Origin of the sequence: Serratia quinivorans, assembly GCF_052113645.1 — a bacterium.
GTDB classification, from domain to species: domain Bacteria; phylum Pseudomonadota; class Gammaproteobacteria; order Enterobacterales; family Enterobacteriaceae; genus Serratia; species Serratia quinivorans_B.
Window position 1 is genome coordinate 1 of record NZ_JBIEIU010000026.1, and the last position, 18,328, is coordinate 18,328.

The window sequence follows — 18,328 nt, forward strand, 5'->3', positions numbered from 1 at the left end:
CATCCATAGCTCAGCTGGATAGAGTACTCGGCTACGAACCGAGCGGTCGGAGGTTCGAATCCTCCTGGATGCACCATCTAAAGAAAAACCCGCTTCGGCGGGTTTTTCGCTTTCTGGCCCCGCCATAGATTATTGAACCCCCGGCTCTTCACTCTCCCGCACAGCACATTCCGCTATTACGCGATCAGCGACAACCTTCCGGCTTTACGCTAAAGTAGTTTTCTTTCCTCAACGATCATGGAGTAACGATGTACGACCGCTATCAGGGTCTTATTTTCGACATGGACGGCACTATTCTTGATACCGAGCCAACGCACCGCAAGGCGTGGCACGAGGTGTTGTCCCGTTACGGTATGACGTTTGATGAGGCGGCAATGGTGGCGTTGAGCGGTTCTCCGACCTGGCGCATTGCCCAGGCGATTATTGCCAGCCATCAAGCCGATCTCGATCCCCATCAGTTGGCTGCAGAGAAAACCCGTGCGGTAGAAGCGATGCTGTTGGACAGCGTGCGCCCTTTGCCGTTGATCGAGGTGGTCAAAGCCTATCATGGTCGTCGTCCAATGGCGGTGGGCACGGGCAGTGAGCATCGTATGGCGGAAACCCTGTTGCGCCATCTGGGTCTGCTCCATTGCTTCGATGCGATCGTCGGCGCCGATGACGTGCAACGCCACAAGCCTGAACCGGATACCTTCCTGCGCTGCGCCGAACTGATTGGCGTGCCGCCGGAGAAATGCGTGGTGTTTGAAGACGCCGATTTCGGCATTCAGGCGGCGAAAAGCGCCAATATGGCCGTGGTAGACGTCCGTACGCTGTGAGTAGTACGCTGGCCGTAATGTCGTTATTTGGCAGCAGCTTCCTCAGTTCGACGTTGCTGCCGGGAAATTCAGAAATTGTTTTGGTCGCCTTGCTGACCAACAGCCGTGTCTCACCAGAGTTGCTGGTGTTGGCCGCGACGTTGGGAAATACCCTTGGCGGGCTGACCAATGTCATTATCGGGCGCCTGTTACCGGCGTTGAAACCGCAGCGGGGGCTGGATACAGCGCTCGGGTGGATGCAACGCTTTGGCCCGGCTGCGCTGTTGCTCAGTTGGGTACCGGTAGTGGGCGATTTGTTGTGCGTGTTGGCAGGTTGGCTGCGCATGCCCTGGGGCCCTGTCGCGCTGTTTCTGTGTATCGGAAAGGCGCTGCGTTACATCATTTTGACTATGATAACGCTACAGGGAATGGCCTGGTGGCATTAACGACGTGAATATAACTCAATATTCTCTCGGGTGCGGATTCAGTATGCTTACGAGTTATTGTTTTTAGAAGCGGGAGGTCAATTTGATCCCGGACGTATCCCAGGCGCTTTCTTGGTTGGAAGCCCATCCCCATGCATTAAAAGGCATCCGTCGTGGCATTGAGCGTGAAACGCTGCGTGTCACCGAAGACGGAACGCTGGCGACAACCGGACATCCGGAGAAACTGGGGGCGGCATTAACGCACCACTGGATCACCACAGACTTTGCTGAGGCGCTGTTAGAGTTTATTACGCCGGTTGACGATAACCTCGATCACCTGCTGGCGTTTTTGCGTGATATTCATCGTCACGTTGCGCGTAACCTGGGTGATGAGCGTATGTGGCCGCTCAGCATGCCGTGCTTTATTGAAGCCGAGCAGGACATTGAGCTGGCGCAGTTCGGTTCGTCGAACATTGGCCGCATGAAGACGTTGTACCGTGAAGGGTTGAAGAACCGCTACGGTGCGCTGATGCAGACCATTTCCGGCGTGCACTACAATTTCTCATTGCCGCTGGAGTTCTGGCAGGCATGGGCCGGCGTTAAAGACGCCGAAAGCGGCAAAGAGCAGATTTCCGCGGGCTATTTCCGGCTGATCCGCAACTATTACCGTTTTGGCTGGGTGATCCCGTATCTGTTCGGCGCATCGCCGGCGATCTGCTCCTCGTTCCTGAAAGGGCGGGAAACCACGCTGCCGTTTGAGCGTACCGAGCAGGGCATGTGTTATCTGCCGTATGCCACCTCGCTGCGGTTGAGTGACCTGGGCTACACCAATAAATCCCAGAGCAATTTGGGCATCACCTTCAATGATCTGCAAAGCTATGTCGAAGGCCTGAAACGGGCGATCGTCACGCCTTCAGAAGAGTTTGCCAAGTTGGGTGTGAAGGACGGCGATCGTTATCTGCAGTTGAACAGCAACGTGCTGCAGATCGAAAACGAACTTTATGCGCCAATTCGGCCGAAGCGTGTGACCAAAAGCGGCGAGACCCCGTCAGATGCGCTTCTGCGCGGCGGTATCGAGTACATTGAAGTTCGCTCGCTGGACATCAACCCGTTCTCGCCAATTGGCGTGGATGCGGTACAGGCGCGCTTCCTGGACCTGTTCCTGGTGTGGTGCGTGCTGGCCGATGCGCCGGAGATGAGCAGCGATGAATTGCTGTGCACGCGTCAAAACTGGAACCGGGTGATCCTCGAAGGGCGTAAGCCGGGTCAGACCATCGGTATCGGGTGTGATGACAGCCGCGAGCCGCTGGCAAAAGTGGGCAAAGCGCTGTTTGACGATCTACGCCGTGTGGCGGAAGTTTTAGATAGCGAAGCCGGCGATCGTCAATACCAACAGGTGTGTGACGAACTGGTCGCCGCGTTTGACGATCCTGATCTGACGTTTTCCGCTCGTATTCTGAAGGCGATGAAGGAAGAGGGCACCGGCCGCGTGGGCCTGCAATTGGCTGAACAGTATCGTCAGATGCTGATGGAAGAGCCGTTGGAAATTTTGACGGAAGCCGAACTGGCGGAAGAGCAGAAAGCCTCATGGCAGCGTCAACGCAACATAGAAGCCAACGATACGCTAAGCTTTGAAGAGTTCCTGAAACAACACGGCGGGAGCTGAAAAAAGAAAAGGCCACATCAATGTGGCCAAATATGCATCTCTGATGACAGGGATGATGATAACAAATGCGCGTCTTTCACATACTCAGACTCGCTGGGTTGGAAAAGGTTTCCTGGTTAGATAAAAAAGTTTCGAAATAAATACTCTTTTACGAGGAGGTAACGAAATGCCACTGCTGGATAGCTTCACCGTAGACCATACCCGCATGGCAGCCCCGGCTGTCCGCGTCGCGAAAACCATGAAAACTCCTCATGGCGATACCATTACCGTGTTCGATCTGCGTTTCTGCCGACCGAATCTGGAAGTGATGCCAGAGCGCGGCATTCATACGCTGGAACATCTGTTTGCCGGCTTTATGCGTGACCATCTGAATGGTCAGGGCGTTGAGATTATCGATATCTCCCCAATGGGATGCCGTACCGGCTTTTACATGAGCCTGATTGGTGTGCCGGAAGAGCAGCGTGTTGCCGACGCGTGGAAAGCGGCGATGGCCGATGTGTTGAAAGTGACCGATCAGCGCAAAATTCCTGAGCTGAATGAATTCCAATGCGGGACTTACCACATGCACTCGCTGGAAGAAGCACAGGAAATCGCTAAGCACATTCTTGATCACGACGTCGTAGTGAATCACAACGAAGAACTGGCGCTGCCGAAAGAGAAGCTGCAGGAACTGCACATCTAGTCCGTCACAGGGTACAGCGATAAAAAAAGACGCGAATATCGCGTCTTTTTTCCTTTCTGGCGGGCGGTCAGCGTTGTTGAACGCTCGATTGCAGAGACTTTATCGGGGTGACCCGCACCTGCTTGATCATGTTGTCCTGCACGTCGAGAATACTGATATCGTAATGGCCGATGCGGACTCGGGTACCGACCTCAGGGATCTCTTCCAGTTCTTCCAGCAACATGCCGTTGATGGTGCGTGCCTCGATGGCCGGCAGCGTCCAGTTGAACGCTTTGTTTAACTCGCGTACGTTGGCGGTGCCGTCTATCAGCACCGAGCCGTCGCTTTGCGGATTAACCTCTTCCGCCAGCGTTGGTGACATGGAGGTGGTGAAGTCACCGACGATCTCCTCCAGGATATCTTCGACCGTCACCAGCCCCTGAATATCTCCGTATTCGTCCACCACGATCCCGACTTTCTCTTTATTGCGCTGGAACTTCACCAGTTGGACGTTCAGCGGCGTGCCTTCGGGCACGTAGTAAATTTCATCGGCGGCGCGCAGCAGGTTCTCTTTGTTGAACTCTTTCTTCTCGGTCATCAGGCGGTAGGCTTCACGCACCCGGAGCATGCCGATGGCATCATCCAGAGAACTGCGGTACAGCACGATACGACCGTGCGGTGAGTGAGTGAGCTGACGCATGATCGACTTCCAGTCGTCATTGACGTCGATACCGACGATCTCGTTGCGCGGCACCATGATGTCGTTGACCGTCACCTTCTCCAGATCCAGGACTGAAATCAGCATGTCCTGATTGCGGCGGGAAATCTGCGAGTGGGATTCATTAACGATAGTGCGCAGTTCCTCCTTGCTGACGGCATCGCTGACACGCACGTTAGTGTGAATACCGAAAAGGCGCAGGAGCAACGTGGTGATGCCGTTGAGCAGCCACACCAGCGGAAACATCACCTTCTGCAGCGGTGCCAGCAAAAAGCTGCTGGGGAATGCGATGCGTTCCGGATACAGCGCGGCGAAGGTTTTAGGCAGCACTTCGGCGAACAACAACACGGCGAAGGTCAATACACCGGTGGCGATAGCCACGCCAAAATCGCCATACAGGCGCATACCGACAATGGTCGCCAGCGCGGAGGCGAGAATATTGACCAGGTTATTGCCGATCAGCACCAGGCCAATCAGGCGATCCGGTTTTTGCAGCAGTTTTTCGACCCGGCGGGCAGAACGGTTGCCCTGCTTGGAGAGATGACGCAGACGATAGCGATTCAGCGTCATCATGCCGGTTTCGGATGCTGAGAAGTAAGCGGAAACCACAATCATGATCACCAGGATAATGATCAGGGTCCCTGTCGAAACGTGCTCCAACGCGGTATTCCTTATGTATGGAGAAAGATAGCCTGAGGGTTTAGCGAACCATCACTTGCTGAATCAGACGGCTGCCGAAGTAGGCCAGCGTCAGCAGGAAGGCACCGGCAAAGCTGAACCAAACGACGCGACGACCACGCCAACCTTCGTGATAATGGCCCCACAGCAAGACGATGTAGACAAACCACGCCATGATGGACAGCACGGCTTTATGCACGTTCTCTTTACTGAACAGGTTATCCATATAAAGCAGACCGGTGCACAGCGTTAGCGTGAGCAACACGACGCCGATCTGGGTGATGTGGAACATTTTGCGTTCGATGCTCATCAGCGGCGGCATATCGGCGCTGAAGGACAATTTTTTGTTTTTCAGCAGGTAATCCAGCCAGGCCAGCTGCAGCGCATACAGCGCGGCAATGATCAGAGTAGCGTAGGAGAACAGCGCCAGGCCGATATGCACCATCAGTTCCGGGCTGGCTTCCAGATGCGTAATAAATTCACCCGGCATAAAGCTGGCGAAGGCCAGATTGATCATCGCGAAGCTGTAGACGATCGGCAGCAGGAACCAGCCGCGATCGCGCGAAGCCACGAAAGTCATGACCGAGCAGATGATCAGGCTGACTATCGAACCTATATTGAGCAGGCTGAGGTTTTGCCCGGCGCTGACGTCAAAGATACGCTGTTGCAGTGCGATGGCGTGACAAATCAGCGCCACCACCGCCGAGACGAGAGCAAGCCGACGGTATGCGCTGTTCTTCCGCAACAAGCTGGGAATAATCAGTCCAAGGCTGAGCAGGTAGGCGATCAAAGCCACAATGGAGAAAACTGGCATAGCGTTTAATTTTGCTTCGACGTGGTGAATTGGATTGTCAGTATAGCGTCGAGCGCGTCCCACTCCAACCGATCTCCAACGCTGAGGCAGAGATCCTCTACGCTTCGTGTTATAATCGCCGCAATTATGTCGCCAGAGCGGCCTGTCATTACACGTTGAGCATGAGACGATGTTTGAAAATTTAACCGATCGTTTGTCGCGCACCCTGCGCAATATCAGCGGCCGTGGGCGGCTGACCGAAGAAAATATCAAGGAAACCCTGCGCGAAGTGCGCATGGCGTTGCTGGAGGCGGACGTTGCGCTGCCGGTAGTGCGGGACTTTATCAGCCGCGTAAAAGAGAGCGCGGTAGGTCATGAAGTCAACAAAAGCCTGACGCCGGGGCAGGAGTTCGTCAAGATCGTCAAGGGCGAGCTGATTGCCGCAATGGGCGAAGTGAATACCGAGCTGAACCTGGCGGCGCAACCGCCGGCCGTGGTGCTGATGGCGGGCCTGCAGGGCGCCGGTAAAACCACCAGCGTTGCCAAGCTCGGCAAATTCCTGAAAGAAAAACAGAAGAAAAAAGTTCTGGTGGTTTCCGCTGACGTTTATCGCCCTGCGGCGATCAAACAGCTGGAAACCCTGGCGGAAAGCGTCGGTATCGACTTCTTCCCGTCCGATGTTAAAGAAAAACCGATCGACATCGTTAACCGTGCACTGCAACAGGCCAAGCTGAAGTTTTACGACGTACTGATCGTCGATACCGCCGGCCGTTTGCACGTTGACGAAGCGATGATGGACGAAATCAAACAGGTGCACGCGGCGATCAAGCCGGTGGAAACCCTGTTTGTGGTCGACGCCATGACCGGTCAGGATGCGGCTAACACCGCCAAGGCCTTTAACGAAGCGCTGCCGCTGACCGGCGTGGTGCTGACCAAGGTCGACGGTGATGCGCGTGGCGGTGCCGCGTTGTCTATCCGCCACATTACCGGTAAACCGATCAAGTTCCTCGGCGTGGGTGAGAAAACCGAAGCGCTGGAGCCTTTCCATCCGGACCGCGTGGCATCACGCATTCTCGGCATGGGCGATGTGCTGTCGCTGATCGAAGATATTGAAAGCAAGGTTGACCGCGAGCAGGCGGAGAAACTGGCTAACAAGCTGAAGAAAGGCGACGGTTTCGATCTGACTGACTTCCTGGAACAGCTGAAGCAGATGCGTAACATGGGCGGTATGGCCAGCATGCTGAGCAAACTGCCTGGTGCCGGCCAACTGCCGGACAATGTGAAATCGCAAATGGACGACAAGGTTCTGGTGCGCATGGAAGCGATCATCAATTCGATGACGCTGAAAGAGCGCGCCAAACCGGAAATCATCAAAGGTTCGCGCAAGCGTCGTATTGCGATGGGTTCCGGCATGCAGGTGCAGGATGTTAACCGCTTGTTGAAGCAGTTCGACGAAATGCAGCGCATGATGAAAAAGATGAAGAAAGGCGGAATGGCGAAGATGATGCGTGGCATGAAAGGTATGATGCCGCCGGGCTTCCCAGGCCGCTGACAGGTGCTTGCCCTCTGGGGCGAGCGCGTTTAAGCATTTGCCGTTCGCGGTGAAAACCGCCCGAAATATTGCTGGCCGAAAAAAGTAGTTGACGGTGATCTACGCTTTAGATTGCTTTTTGCGCCAAAATGAGTAAAATTTTCGGGCTTTTTATATTGCAACCGGGCCCCGTTCCCTCAATGGGGCCCGGCTGTTTTATTAACTAAAGAGGATGTTATGGTAACAATTCGTTTGGCACGTGGCGGCGCTAAAAAGCGTCCGTTCTATCAAGTAGTAGTGACCGACAGCCGCAATGCTCGTGATGGTCGCTTCATCGAGCGCGTAGGCTTCTTCAACCCGATCGCATCTGGTCAGGCTGAAGCACTGCGTCTGGACCTGGACCGCATCGAACATTGGGTCGGCCTGGGTGCAACCGTTTCTGATCGCGTTCATGCGCTGATCAAAGACGCTAAGAAAGCAGCTTAATCTGTCGCGGTGGTGGCAATGAGCAAGCAACTCAAACCGGTAGCACCTAAGCAGCCGATTGTACTCGGTAAAATGGGGTCTACTTACGGCATTCGTGGTTGGCTCAGAGTATTTTCATCCACCGAGAACGCCGAAAGCATTTTTGACTATCAGCCGTGGTTTATCCAGCAGGCGGGTCAATGGCAGCTTGTCGAGTTGGAAGACTGGAAGCGCCACAGTCAGGATCTGATCATCAAAGTCAAAGGCGTTGATGATCGGGATGCTGCGAATCTACTGACCAATCGCGAGATCCTGGTGGATTCGGAACAACTTCCTGCGTTGGTGGGTGATGATTACTACTGGAAAGACCTTATGGGCTGCCAGGTAGTCACGACCACCGGTTACGAACTGGGTAAAGTCGTCGATATGATGGAAACCGGTTCGAATGACGTGATGGTGGTGAAAGCTAACCTGAAAGATGCATTCGGCATGAAGGAGCGGTTGGTCCCGTTTCTTCATGGGCAGGTTATCAAGAAAGTCGATCTCACTGCTCGCGTGATTGAAGCAGATTGGGATCCTGGTTTTTGACCTCCGAATTAAACGGTCGAAACAAGTGGAATGACGGTATGGGGATTGGCTTGTGTTCATTGGTATTGTAAGCCTGTTTCCTGAGATGTTCCGCGCGATCACCGATTACGGGGTGACTGGCCGGGCAGTAAAAAATGGCCTGCTGAGCGTGCAGTGTTGGAGTCCGCGTGACTTCACCTACGACCGGCATCGTACCGTGGACGATCGCCCTTATGGCGGCGGCCCGGGAATGTTGATGATGGTGCAACCCTTGCGGGAAGCCATTCATGCAGCAAAAGCAGCGGCAGGCGAGGGAGCAAAGGTGATTTATCTGTCACCTCAGGGGCGCAAGCTGGATCAAACCGGCGTGTGCGAACTGGCGGCCAACCCGAAGATGATTCTGGTGTGCGGTCGTTATGAAGGGGTAGATGAGCGCGTGATCCAAACCGAAATTGATGAAGAATGGTCAATCGGCGATTACGTACTCAGCGGCGGGGAACTGCCGGCAATGACCCTGATTGATTCAGTCGCCCGTTTTATACCGGGTGTGCTGGGCCATCAGGCTTCAGCAGAAGAAGATTCTTTTGCCGATGGATTGCTGGACTGCCCGCACTATACCCGTCCTGAGGTGTTGGAAGGGATGGAGGTTCCGCCAGTTTTACTGTCGGGCAACCATGCCGAGATACGTCGCTGGCGCTTAAAGCAGTCGCTGGGCCGTACCTGGCTTAGAAGACCTGAACTTCTGGAAAGCCTAGCTCTGACTGACGAGCAAGCGGTGTTGCTGGCTGAGTTCCAACGGGAACATCAGGCCAAGCAACAGGACTATGAAGGGAACGTCTGAGCAACTGGCTCGACGGGACCGATATATCAGTTTACCTAGGGTAAGAGACATATTATGAGCAACATTATTAAGCAAATTGAACAAGAGCAGATGAAGCAAGACGTACCTGCATTCCGTCCGGGTGATTCCGTGGAAGTTAAGGTATGGGTCGTTGAAGGTAGCAAAAAACGTCTGCAGGCATTCGAGGGCGTGGTTATCGCTATCCGTAACCGCGGTCTGCACTCTGCATTCACTGTTCGTAAGATTTCCAACGGCGAAGGTGTTGAGCGTGTATTCCAGACTCACTCACCGGTCATTGACAGCATTGCTGTTAAACGTCGTGGTGCCGTTCGTAAAGCCAAACTGTACTATCTGCGTGAGCGTACTGGTAAGTCTGCTCGTATCAAAGAGCGTCTGAACCGCGTCGGCTAACGCTGCATCCAAAAGTTAATAGCTATAAAGGGGTTGGCATTATGCCAACCCCTTTTTTTATGCTCGCAAACCAGTGTTTGCATTTGCAAGATATTGGTTTGGAAATGCTACTTAAGAGAGCCCTTTAACAGACATAAAAAAGCCTGCGGTTGCAGGCTTTTTACCTTATAGCGCAGCGGCACGCTGTTTGCTTTTTTCCGGGTGTGGCTGTGCCGGAACAATATCACCGGGCTTTACAATCACTCGCGCGACGGACTCATGCGTGGCAAAGGTACAGCTACAGTTAATATTCTGGCATTGGTGATAGCGCTCTTTAGTCGCTTCACTGAGATAACGACTGGAGCGAGTATGGGCCACGCTACCGCAGAGTGGACAGTGCATCATAGTTGAATCCCTCTTTCGACTGCATCAAGTTATATGACTTATAATAGCTCATTAACTTGCAAAAGCAAGATTAAAACTTAAATGAAAGATCAGGACTCCGTTGCTTGATACTCCAAATCGGTCAGCAGGATATCCAGCTCGAGGGCACAGGTGTAGCCGCTGGCGCTCAGGTTATGAGTCACTTTGCTGATCACCCAATTTTGATTGTCGATCACGCTTTTGAAACCGCGCACTCGAATAGGGCGTTCGGGGAACAGCTCCGGGTGACCCTTGGCCAGATTGATGCTGAGCTTGGCGACGCCTTTTTGAATGCGCTTGAATAGCGCATCAGCGGCACGCATGGCGGACATCTTGTCGCGAAAGGTTTTTGGAATGTTATAGACCTTATCGGGCTGACCTACCATATAGTTATTTGGATCCTCCTTCTGGGCTACGGCAGGGCCAGGTTTGGCTGCCGGATGCTTCAGTGTCCTGTCTTTGGCTGCGGTCTCTTGACGGTGCAGACTCACTTTTCGTTGCGCTTCCTCCGGCTTATTCGTATTGAGCCAAACAGCAGACACACCAGTGTAGGCTTTGGCATCCGCTAGCTGAAAACTATGCCTGTCGCCATCGCCACGAGTCAGCGTCATCATGGGGATGGGATCGCCGGAGGAAGTGCGTCCCATGCCTGGCGTAAGGAAGAGGATCCGCTGATATTTAATACTTGCCTGGGCGCCATTCAAGCTCGCCAGGCGAGTCAGGAATTGCAAATCCGATTCATTGGTCTGATCGATATGCGGAACCTTGATGGCGGCAATTTCCGGAACAAGAGAAGGGGCGGGGAAGCCATTGCGATCCGCAATTTGCTGCACGATATGCCCGACGGTTTTATCGTGGTAAGAGTTATTGCGCAGCAGTGTCATTGAATTGCGAAAATCAGCGCTGCGGGCGGTAATTTGCAATGTATCAGGAGCGCCGCTGTGAGTAATGGTATCAACGATAAATTTGCCCTGGCCAATCAGAGCCGATCCTTGCCAGCCGAGGAACAATTCGACGACGGCCCCCCGTTCGGGCATACGCAATTGTCCATCGCTGTCATCCAGGGTGAGGTTCAGCGTATCGGCCGTGAAACCGCTAAAATCCTCCATCTTTAAGGTAATCAATCGATCGCGAATGTTTTCGGTAATGTCCTTTTCGCCCAGCGTGAGAATAAAATCAGGGGCGAGTTTCGCCCCCATCGGTTGGTAGTTCTCCGAGATCATAGCGTTATCCCCATCGTCTTCTGCGCTTTGTCGATCAGTTCCGCCGTTTGTTGGCGAAGATCACCAAACATGGCATGCAGAGACTCATCTACTCGTTTGAGGCTAATGTCGAAATTAATCTGTCGGGGTTGCCCATCTGGAAAGAAGTTGGTGCTGGTTTGGCTGATCTTCTGGATCACAAACATGCCGTAGATCGTGCCACTGCCCTCAATCAAGGGCCAGGCACGCCCCTGTTCCGCCATGGTTTGCAGTGACAATAACGAAAGGCGGCCACCGGTCAGTTCGGGCAGCAATTGGCCACTGAGCGTTATGGTTTCATCGTCGACACCAAGAAATTGAGAGGTTGCGCGTTGGCCAACGCGGTTGTTCTCCGGCCAGCGGTAGCCAATCTGGCGGTTCATGGTCTGATAAGGGACGGTACGCAGCATAAAGACGAACATCCCAAGCGTTAGCATCATGGTTTGGGCTCCTTACGTAAAGTGATAGTTGGAATAAGCCGCATTCTCGCTGTCCAACTGGTTTCTTTGATTTACAGTGGCGATGATCTGCTCCACTTCCTGACGGTCCATACCAGGGGTGGTATTAATGGTCATATGGTTGGTGATATTTCGGTTATTCGCCGTCGAGACAGCGCCCGGGGCGATTGCCGGTTGATAGTTCTGCACGGCGGCGTTGTCTTGCAAGGCCGATGAAGCCAGATCGTTTTTGGCTGCCTTGATCTGATCCTCATCCAACTCCGGGGGGGTAGTGCTTAGCAGACCTAACGTTTTCAACAACTTCACTATACTGCCGCTCAGTTTGGCGAAGAGCGCGATCGGCAAGGTAAGCACTGTAGTTAAGACTTCGCCAAAGATTTTGCCGTAGCTGGCGGCACTGTTTAGTCCTTCCTGCGTCATCTTGACGGGAGTCAGCAGCTCCTGAATGGCGGAGAACCCCTTTTTAACCAGGCCAATAATGGCGTCAAAAACGCTTAGCAAGGGTGAGAAGCCTTCAACTATCGGCGCGATAGCCGCAATAAAACCCTCTGCTACCCCACCCATGAAGGCGCTGATAGGCTCCCAATATTTATAGATTAAGGCGGCACCGCCGATAATCGCCGCGACTACCGCGATGATCGGCAGGCTCAGGGCGGCGAAGGCACCGGCTATAACTCCGCCAATGGCGGTAAATACGGTGCCCAGTAGGGCAGCACCGGCCATCAGCATGTTAATGGCACTCAGCGCTGGCACGATAAAGGTTCCTATGGCTGATAGGCCGCCAATCAGCGCAGTGATTGCTATGGCCACTGTCATCAGGCTATTGGCCAACGCGGGGTTTTCTGTTGACCATTGGCTGAGGGTGGTCAACCAGCCGGTCGCAGTTTGTGTCAGTTTGCGCAGGGATGAGTTCTGACCGTCGAACAGATCAATGCGAATGCTATCCCAAGAGGAGAACAGTTTTTGGATATCGCCATCCAGGTTATCCCCCCTGACGGTAACCATCGCCTGAGCCGCACCATCGACGTTCCCCAAGCTACTTCCCTGAGGGGCGAGTTGTGCAGCAGTTTGTTCCAGGTCCATGCCATTTTTTAGGGCTGCAGGTGCGGCGGCCTGCAGTTTTTTATCGAGATCGCCCAGGCTCAGCTGATAGCTGCTGCTGGCTTTGGCCATCACATCGGCGATCTTTCCTGCCTGATCGGCAGGTAACTGAAAGGCCTGTTGGATCCCCGCCAAGGTTTTGACCGTTTCGTCGATGCTGCTACCGCTGGCCTTGGCCAGATTTAGCGCGGCGGGTGCTGCCGTCAAAACCTCCTGAGGGTTGTAACCGGCGTTCGCCAAGGCAGATTGAGCCAAAGCTGCGTCCTGCGGGGACTGCGCCTTGGCCGCCATGCCAGTTGCCTGCTGGCGTAGGGCAAGTAGCCGTGGGTCGTTATTGTCCAATCCCAGCTGGGCTTGCACATCGGACATCTGCTGTTCAAACGCCATACCCGGCGCGAACAAACTTTTGCCGGCGCTGAAAGCTTGGCCTGACAGAGTTAGTCCTTGTGAAGCGACACCGCCAAGTTTTCCAATTTTGTTCTGACGGGTTTGAAAACCATCGATCACTTCTGTGCGCCTTTGCTGGCTCAGCTTTTGGCGGGTACCTTGCTCAGCGCCCAGATAGCCTTGTGTCGCCTCTATTTTTTGCTTGGCCTGTTGTTGGGCGCCGCTTAAATTGGCGGTATCAATCCCTTGGCCCTGCAGTCGTTTTTCCAGACGACCCCGTTGGGCAGACAGCAAGGTTCCGCGGGCCTTTTGCACGACGTAATTGAGATTCGACTGTTGTGTCGTTTCAATATCTTGAGGTGAAGACAAAAACGCAGGCAACGTTTTACGGGTATTTTGAATTGTATCCAACTGCGCGAGCACATCAGCCTGTGCCGTGCTTATTTTTAGTAGCTTTGTTAATTGTGCCTGGTTTTTCTGTTCTGTTTTAAGCTTCTGGCGGAGGTTGCGGACAGTGGTGTTCGCATTTGCCAGCGCCTCTTTACTGTCGGTATTACTCATCTGTTTTTACTCCGCTGCGTTGCAGCGCTCTGTAGCGCCAGCCTATTAGCTCTGTCAGCGTCATGCCGTTCATCTCCGATGGCGGCCAGTGAAAAATCACTGCGATATCCGCCATCAGATCGTCCACGGTCAGAACGGGGTCGATGCTTACCCGACCGATTTCGGCGACAAAAAACCGATCACCTGGCCAGCCAGAGCAATCAGATCCGGCAGCTCCAGGCGTGCACATTCTTCCTTGGTCAGATTTGGATAGGTGACGCGCGGCAGGATGGTGATCAAGGCATCGACGTCGGCGTTAGCCAGTGCGGCCAAACCGATACCGCGCAGGCTGCCTGCGTTCGGTTTGGTGATTTGCACTTCGCGGATCTCGCTATCGCCACGTTTGATCGGCGTTTCCAGCACTACGGTGTTTTCTGGGGATGTGTTCAGTTCCATGGGGATTCCAATTATTGTCAGGGAAAGAGGGCCAGCACAGCGGCTGGCCATTGAAGTGATAAATTACAGACCGATGGCGCGGCGATGGGCTGCCAGCAGATCCACACCGTCGACTTTTTCGATCATGTTGACGGTATCGATCTCGATCAGTTCTTTACCGTCGATACTCAATTTGAAGTAGGTGCAGTCGGTAGAAACCTTGGTCTCGGTGTCTTCGCCTTGCTTGAAGTCGCCGCTGTCGATTTCTTTGTGGCGGCCGCGCATCACGACTTCGAGTGCCGATACTTCGCCGGTGTCATCACGCTGGAAAGAACCGGTAAAGCGAAGTGGTACCGCATCGACACGGCCCCATTGTTTCAGCACCAGTTCATCGATGCCGCCCATGGTCCATTCGACTACCAGCGCATCATCGTCCAGGCCGAAGTCCACAGATGCTGCGCCGCTCATGCCGCCGCCACGGAATTTCTCCAGTTTGCGGGTCAGTTTTGGCAGGGTCATGGCGGAGACCACGCCCATGTAGTTGAAGCCGTCGTTAAACAGGTTCAGGTATTTCAGTTTTTTTGGCAGTGCCATGATTCAGGTCTCCTTAGCTGTTCACGGACGCGGCGAAGTTCGCCAGGTAACGATCGGTGATGCGCTGGCGCAGGGTCAGATCTTCCAGCGGTGGCACCGGGGTGAAGTCGTAGTCGATAAACAGTTTGCCGGCCTTCAGGGTTTCCTTGTCGTTGGCGCTTTCGTCATACCAGCAGTCGCCGTCAATGATCAGCCCGGCGGACTTCAGTTCGCGGAACTTGGCTTTGATGCCGTCGATCATGTCGCGGATCAGCGTAGGGGTAACCGGACGGTCAACGGCCCACAGATGCGCTTCGGCCATGGTGTCAGCCAATACCTGGGCTGTACGGGTGTAGTTCTCGAACTGGAATAACGGATCGTCGGAGCAGGTGCGTGAGCCCCAGAATTTGAAACCGTCTTTGCGGATCAGGGTGGTGACGCAAGCCTCGTTCAGCAGGTCAGCGTCGGTGCCGACGGTTTGCAAATCCCAGAATACGCTGGCTGAGATGCCACTGACGCCGTTGACGCCGACGTTAGACAGGGTTTTATGCCAGCCGGTTTCCTGGTCAATCTTGGCTCGCAAGCCGAGTGCACGGGCGGTGGCGTAAGCGATATCGCTACTGTTGGTGGTGGTGTTCCAGTTAACAAAGTCCGGCCAGATCAGCATCAATTCGCGTTGGCTGAAACCTTCGCGGTATTTGATGGCGTCGGATACGGTTTTGCAGCCGTAAGCGCTGATATACCCGAAGGCGCGCAGCTGCTGGCAAATGCTGGCCAGTGCGGTAGCCACTTCCAGGTTGTCGTGGCCCGGCACACCCAGGATGCGTGGTTTCACACCCAGTTCGGCCTGTGCCGCCAGCAACGCTTTCATGCCGGTGTATTTGCCGTTTTCATCCGCGCCGCCAATAATATTGGAGGTGGTTTCGGCCTCATCCTGACCTTCTGCCACGCGTACAACGACGGTAACCGGTTTAGCCTGCTCGGCGATTGCCAGCAGCGAACGCGCCAGGGTACCTTTCTTGCCGGCTTTGCCGCTGGCGGCCAAAACGTCAGTGATCAACACGGGGGTGTTGAGGGGGAACAGGGTTGCATCGGCATCTTCTGCAGTACAAACCATGCCGACAATCGCCGTCGAGACGGTGGAAATTACGCGGGTGCCTTCGTTGATTTCGAGGACACGCACGCCGTGGTGATAATCACCCATAGCATTACTCCGTTTGTGGTTGGTCATAACAGAATGCCCTGCGCGATGGGGGCGTGCATCTCATTGGGTATGTATCAGAACTGGTACAACAGCAGGAAAATCAAGATAAAAAAAACGCCCCGGGCGGGGCGTTTAGCAAGATTATTGAGGCGGCTGCGGCCAGTCGATATCGGGGGCTGCGCCAGGATCGACCCTGCTGAGCAAAACGCGATAGGTTTTCCAGGCGGTTAATTGCTTTTGCTCCTCTTCACTCGCCATTTCTAACTCGACGGCGTCGTTGAGCATTGCAATTTGCAGTGAAGCCTGTTTACTCAGATCCTGTTTTTTATTTGTAGCTTGCTGCTGTAATTCCGTAACTGAATACGTGCGAGGCTTAACCTGTGTTCCGTCAAAAAACCAGCGGCCATCAATATCAGCATGTTCCGGAAGTTGCTCTATTTCGGCAACGCTCATGTTTTCCGGGAAAAAACCAGATGCATCAAAATGACCATCAGTATTCGGTTTGTTGGAGATTGAGCGAATGATACCATTCAGATCATACATTATCTTGATTGTGTCATTGCGAAATGTCTTTTGGCATTCATACCAATCATCGCCGCCGTCAGACTTTAAAAATAAAACACCATGCGAGGCAGCCAGTAACTTTTGCTCTAAACTTTCAGGCTCAGTCAGAGTGAAGTTTTTTATGTTCTTCATTTTAAACGCTCCATACGGTAACCCAGTTACCATTGATATTCTTTTGCAACGGACGACGATAAATCACATCTATCAACTCATCGCGATTGTTATTTGCTGCACCAGTAAGTACATAACCTGCACTATCAGAGTAACCAGGTCCGTTCCACGAGGCTGCACTTTCTAAATTTCCAAGGCGAATATCTCTTACAAAGTTTTGATTAAGGTAGTTATATAAGAACCCCCCCCAAATGCTGCCATTGATATCGCCATTGGTTTGAAAGGCGGCACTGCCAGAAAATAATGTATCTCCGGCATGGAATTCACCTGTTACATATAATTTCCTATCAATATAAGCATCAACACCAACAGAAAAGTTCTCATTAACTCGAACAGTTTTAGCTCCTAGGGTTAGCTGTCCCTGTTTTTCATTGATAATACGGACGTCATAATCCCCAGAGGTATTTGCATAATGAAAGTCTATATAAGGAGATGTTCCAAACAGTTCAACACCGGCTTTAGCTGTCAGTTGACCTGAAATAACCGAGTTACCATTCACCGATAATGACGGCGTGGTCAGCCCTGACTTGGTTTCAATAGATCCATTAACTGTCAGGCCACCGATAATGGTGTCGCCGCTCTGTTTAACAAACTTGCCATCGGCCTCGGCCTTGTTGTAGGCCCCAACATCTGCCGCTGTGGGTTTAAAACCAGTGGTATAAATCCGGGACCATGCCAGCGGTTTCTCCGAGGTACTGGAATTGCCGATATAGGCCGTTCCATTATTTTGCACCGCCAGATACCCGCTGGAAGGGCCCCCATCGCAAGGGAGATTCAGTACACCATAGACCCCACCCCCTGGCGAATTTTTTGATGTGCTGTTGACCCGATAAATTTCACCAAGGTTGCTGTAGGTATCTGCATGATGTCTTGAGCCTGCGCCGAGGCCGAATGCGCCGACCTCCATCAAATTTGTAGCTTCAGTCCCTACGTTACGGGTGGCGGCGGTGCCCAATTCCAGGTTGCCGCGGGCGACGGACTTATTCGTCAGGTCTTTCAAATTTGCGGCGATCTTCAATGAGGTGTCATTGACCGCCTTCACCGCTTTTGGCGTAGCTGCCAGGGTTTCGCTGCTGCTATTGCTGTTACTGCTTAACTGGGTAAAGCCCTTGGCGAGTAGGGTCGCGTCTGGGTGGTTGCGTGAGCGGGCATGTTCGGCGATTGCGGCATCCAGCGTATCGCGGGAAACCAGCACGGCAGTTTTGTCTGCCACAATGACTGCGCTGGCGTCGCCTTTTACCAACAATACCATGCGTACCACTTGGGTGCGTCCGGCGCCTTCTGCCAGTAGCGGTTTGTAGGTGTCGGGCGTATTTGCCACCGCCACCAGCACACCGCTTTTATCGTACAGCCCCAGCTCACGGATCCACCAGCCGCCGGTATCTTCGGGGATCACCTGTTCGGCGATCACCTGGTTGCTGCTATCTGCGTTGACCTGCAGGGAGTTCAGCACTGCGCGCCGTTTTTCATTCACCAGTTTGGTTTGGTTTTCGCTGGGCTGGGTTGCGGAGCCGCCGCCGTCACCGACCGCCATCTGGGTGATCTCCAGCTTCTGGCCGGTTGCTGCGGCGTTGGCCAGCAGCGCTTTGCCCTGTTCGGTGAGCAGGGCGCGGTATTTTGCTGTCATGTCGTTGCTCTCTTTTGTTTGTCGGCCAGATAGTTGAGGCCGTTCTTGTACATCACATACAGGCTCAATCCGCGC

General features: G+C 53.6%; 21 protein-coding genes. 9 read left to right on the plus strand and 12 right to left on the minus strand.

Features of this window, described 5'->3' with window-relative positions; genetic code table 11:
• Positions 1–248: 248 nt before the first annotated feature.
• From yqaB to luxS, 4 genes are all read left to right on the plus strand, one after another.
• Entirely contained in the window at positions 249–815 is a 567-nt protein-coding gene (gene yqaB, locus ACGS9J_RS25750) for a fructose-1-phosphate/6-phosphogluconate phosphatase (protein ID WP_442233451.1), read from the plus strand.
• Positions 812–1,240, plus strand: coding sequence for a YqaA family protein (locus tag ACGS9J_RS25755; protein WP_442233452.1), 429 nt, complete (start codon positions 812–814; stop codon positions 1,238–1,240). Before yqaB ends, ACGS9J_RS25755 begins: the two co-directional genes overlap by 4 nt.
• An 82-nt stretch (positions 1,241–1,322) precedes the next feature.
• Positions 1,323–2,885, plus strand: a complete 1,563-nt coding sequence (gene gshA / locus ACGS9J_RS25760) for a glutamate--cysteine ligase (RefSeq protein WP_442233453.1) — start codon at positions 1,323–1,325, stop codon at positions 2,883–2,885.
• 166 nt (positions 2,886–3,051) lie between these two features.
• A complete protein-coding gene (gene luxS / locus ACGS9J_RS25765; RefSeq protein ID WP_020825287.1) occupies positions 3,052–3,567 on the plus strand; it encodes an S-ribosylhomocysteine lyase in 516 nt (171 codons plus the stop codon).
• Positions 3,568–3,634: 67 nt separating this feature from the next.
• Here the strand turns inward: luxS and ACGS9J_RS25770 are convergent, their stop codons facing one another.
• Together ACGS9J_RS25770 and ACGS9J_RS25775 are read right to left on the minus strand one after the other, a co-directional pair.
• Positions 3,635–4,924 carry an HlyC/CorC family transporter gene (locus tag ACGS9J_RS25770; RefSeq protein ID WP_442233454.1) on the minus strand — a complete coding sequence of 430 codons (1,290 nt, stop codon included), beginning with the start codon at positions 4,922–4,924 and terminating at the stop codon, positions 3,635–3,637.
• 40 nt (positions 4,925–4,964) lie between these two features.
• The gene (locus ACGS9J_RS25775) at positions 4,965–5,756 is read right to left on the minus strand and encodes a cytochrome C assembly family protein (RefSeq protein ID WP_020825289.1); all 792 of its coding nucleotides are present in this window, start codon (positions 5,754–5,756) and stop codon (positions 4,965–4,967) included.
• Between the two features lie 169 nt (positions 5,757–5,925).
• Between ACGS9J_RS25775 and ffh the strand changes: the two genes are divergently transcribed.
• The 5 genes from ffh to rplS all read left to right on the plus strand — a co-directional run bounded on the left by ffh (position 5,926) and on the right by rplS (position 9,550).
• Positions 5,926–7,287, plus strand: coding sequence for a signal recognition particle protein (gene ffh / locus ACGS9J_RS25780; RefSeq protein ID WP_442233455.1), 1,362 nt, complete (start codon positions 5,926–5,928; stop codon positions 7,285–7,287).
• A 216-nt stretch (positions 7,288–7,503) separates the two neighbouring features.
• The gene (rpsP, locus tag ACGS9J_RS25785) at positions 7,504–7,752 is read left to right on the plus strand and encodes a 30S ribosomal protein S16 (RefSeq protein ID WP_004932501.1); all 249 of its coding nucleotides are present in this window, start codon (positions 7,504–7,506) and stop codon (positions 7,750–7,752) included.
• A gap of 18 nt (positions 7,753–7,770) precedes the next feature.
• Positions 7,771–8,319 (plus strand): ribosome maturation factor RimM, encoded by a 549-nt coding sequence (gene rimM, locus ACGS9J_RS25790; RefSeq protein WP_442233456.1) that lies wholly within the window; start codon positions 7,771–7,773, stop codon positions 8,317–8,319.
• 52 nt (positions 8,320–8,371) lie between these two features.
• Positions 8,372–9,139, plus strand: coding sequence for a tRNA (guanosine(37)-N1)-methyltransferase TrmD (gene trmD / locus ACGS9J_RS25795; protein WP_442233457.1), 768 nt, complete (start codon positions 8,372–8,374; stop codon positions 9,137–9,139).
• 54 nt (positions 9,140–9,193) lie between these two features.
• Positions 9,194–9,550, plus strand: a complete 357-nt coding sequence (gene rplS, locus ACGS9J_RS25800; protein ID WP_012005300.1) for a 50S ribosomal protein L19 — start codon at positions 9,194–9,196, stop codon at positions 9,548–9,550.
• 165 nt (positions 9,551–9,715) lie between these two features.
• Here rplS and ACGS9J_RS25805 read toward each other — a convergent pair whose 3' ends face one another.
• From ACGS9J_RS25805 to ACGS9J_RS25850, 10 genes are all read right to left on the minus strand, one after another.
• Positions 9,716–9,934, minus strand: a complete 219-nt coding sequence (locus ACGS9J_RS25805) for a DNA-binding transcriptional regulator (RefSeq protein ID WP_020825293.1) — start codon at positions 9,932–9,934, stop codon at positions 9,716–9,718.
• An 89-nt stretch (positions 9,935–10,023) separates the two neighbouring features.
• Positions 10,024–11,175, minus strand: coding sequence for a contractile injection system protein, VgrG/Pvc8 family (locus tag ACGS9J_RS25810; RefSeq protein ID WP_442233458.1), 1,152 nt, complete (start codon positions 11,173–11,175; stop codon positions 10,024–10,026).
• Positions 11,172–11,633, minus strand: coding sequence for a phage tail protein (locus ACGS9J_RS25815; RefSeq protein WP_442233459.1), 462 nt, complete (start codon positions 11,631–11,633; stop codon positions 11,172–11,174). Before ACGS9J_RS25815 ends, ACGS9J_RS25810 begins: the two co-directional genes overlap by 4 nt.
• Positions 11,634–11,645: 12 nt before the next feature.
• Positions 11,646–13,700, minus strand: a complete 2,055-nt coding sequence (locus ACGS9J_RS25820) for a phage tail tape measure protein (RefSeq protein ID WP_442233460.1) — start codon at positions 13,698–13,700, stop codon at positions 11,646–11,648.
• The gene (locus ACGS9J_RS25825; RefSeq protein WP_442233461.1) at positions 13,693–13,827 is read right to left on the minus strand and encodes a GpE family phage tail protein; all 135 of its coding nucleotides are present in this window, start codon (positions 13,825–13,827) and stop codon (positions 13,693–13,695) included. The genes ACGS9J_RS25820 and ACGS9J_RS25825 overlap by 8 nt, the downstream gene beginning before the upstream one ends.
• A 20-nt stretch (positions 13,828–13,847) precedes the next feature.
• A complete protein-coding gene (locus tag ACGS9J_RS25830; protein ID WP_442233462.1) occupies positions 13,848–14,135 on the minus strand; it encodes a phage tail assembly protein in 288 nt (95 codons plus the stop codon).
• A 63-nt stretch (positions 14,136–14,198) separates the two neighbouring features.
• The gene (locus tag ACGS9J_RS25835; protein ID WP_006323695.1) at positions 14,199–14,708 is read right to left on the minus strand and encodes a phage major tail tube protein; all 510 of its coding nucleotides are present in this window, start codon (positions 14,706–14,708) and stop codon (positions 14,199–14,201) included.
• A 13-nt stretch (positions 14,709–14,721) separates the two neighbouring features.
• The gene (locus ACGS9J_RS25840) at positions 14,722–15,891 is read right to left on the minus strand and encodes a phage tail sheath protein (protein ID WP_442233463.1); all 1,170 of its coding nucleotides are present in this window, start codon (positions 15,889–15,891) and stop codon (positions 14,722–14,724) included.
• A gap of 141 nt (positions 15,892–16,032) precedes the next feature.
• Positions 16,033–16,587, minus strand: coding sequence for a tail fiber assembly protein (locus ACGS9J_RS25845; protein WP_442233464.1), 555 nt, complete (start codon positions 16,585–16,587; stop codon positions 16,033–16,035).
• Position 16,588: 1 nt separating this feature from the next.
• A complete protein-coding gene (locus ACGS9J_RS25850) occupies positions 16,589–18,253 on the minus strand; it encodes a phage tail protein (protein ID WP_442233465.1) in 1,665 nt (554 codons plus the stop codon).
• Positions 18,254–18,328 lie beyond the last annotated feature (75 nt).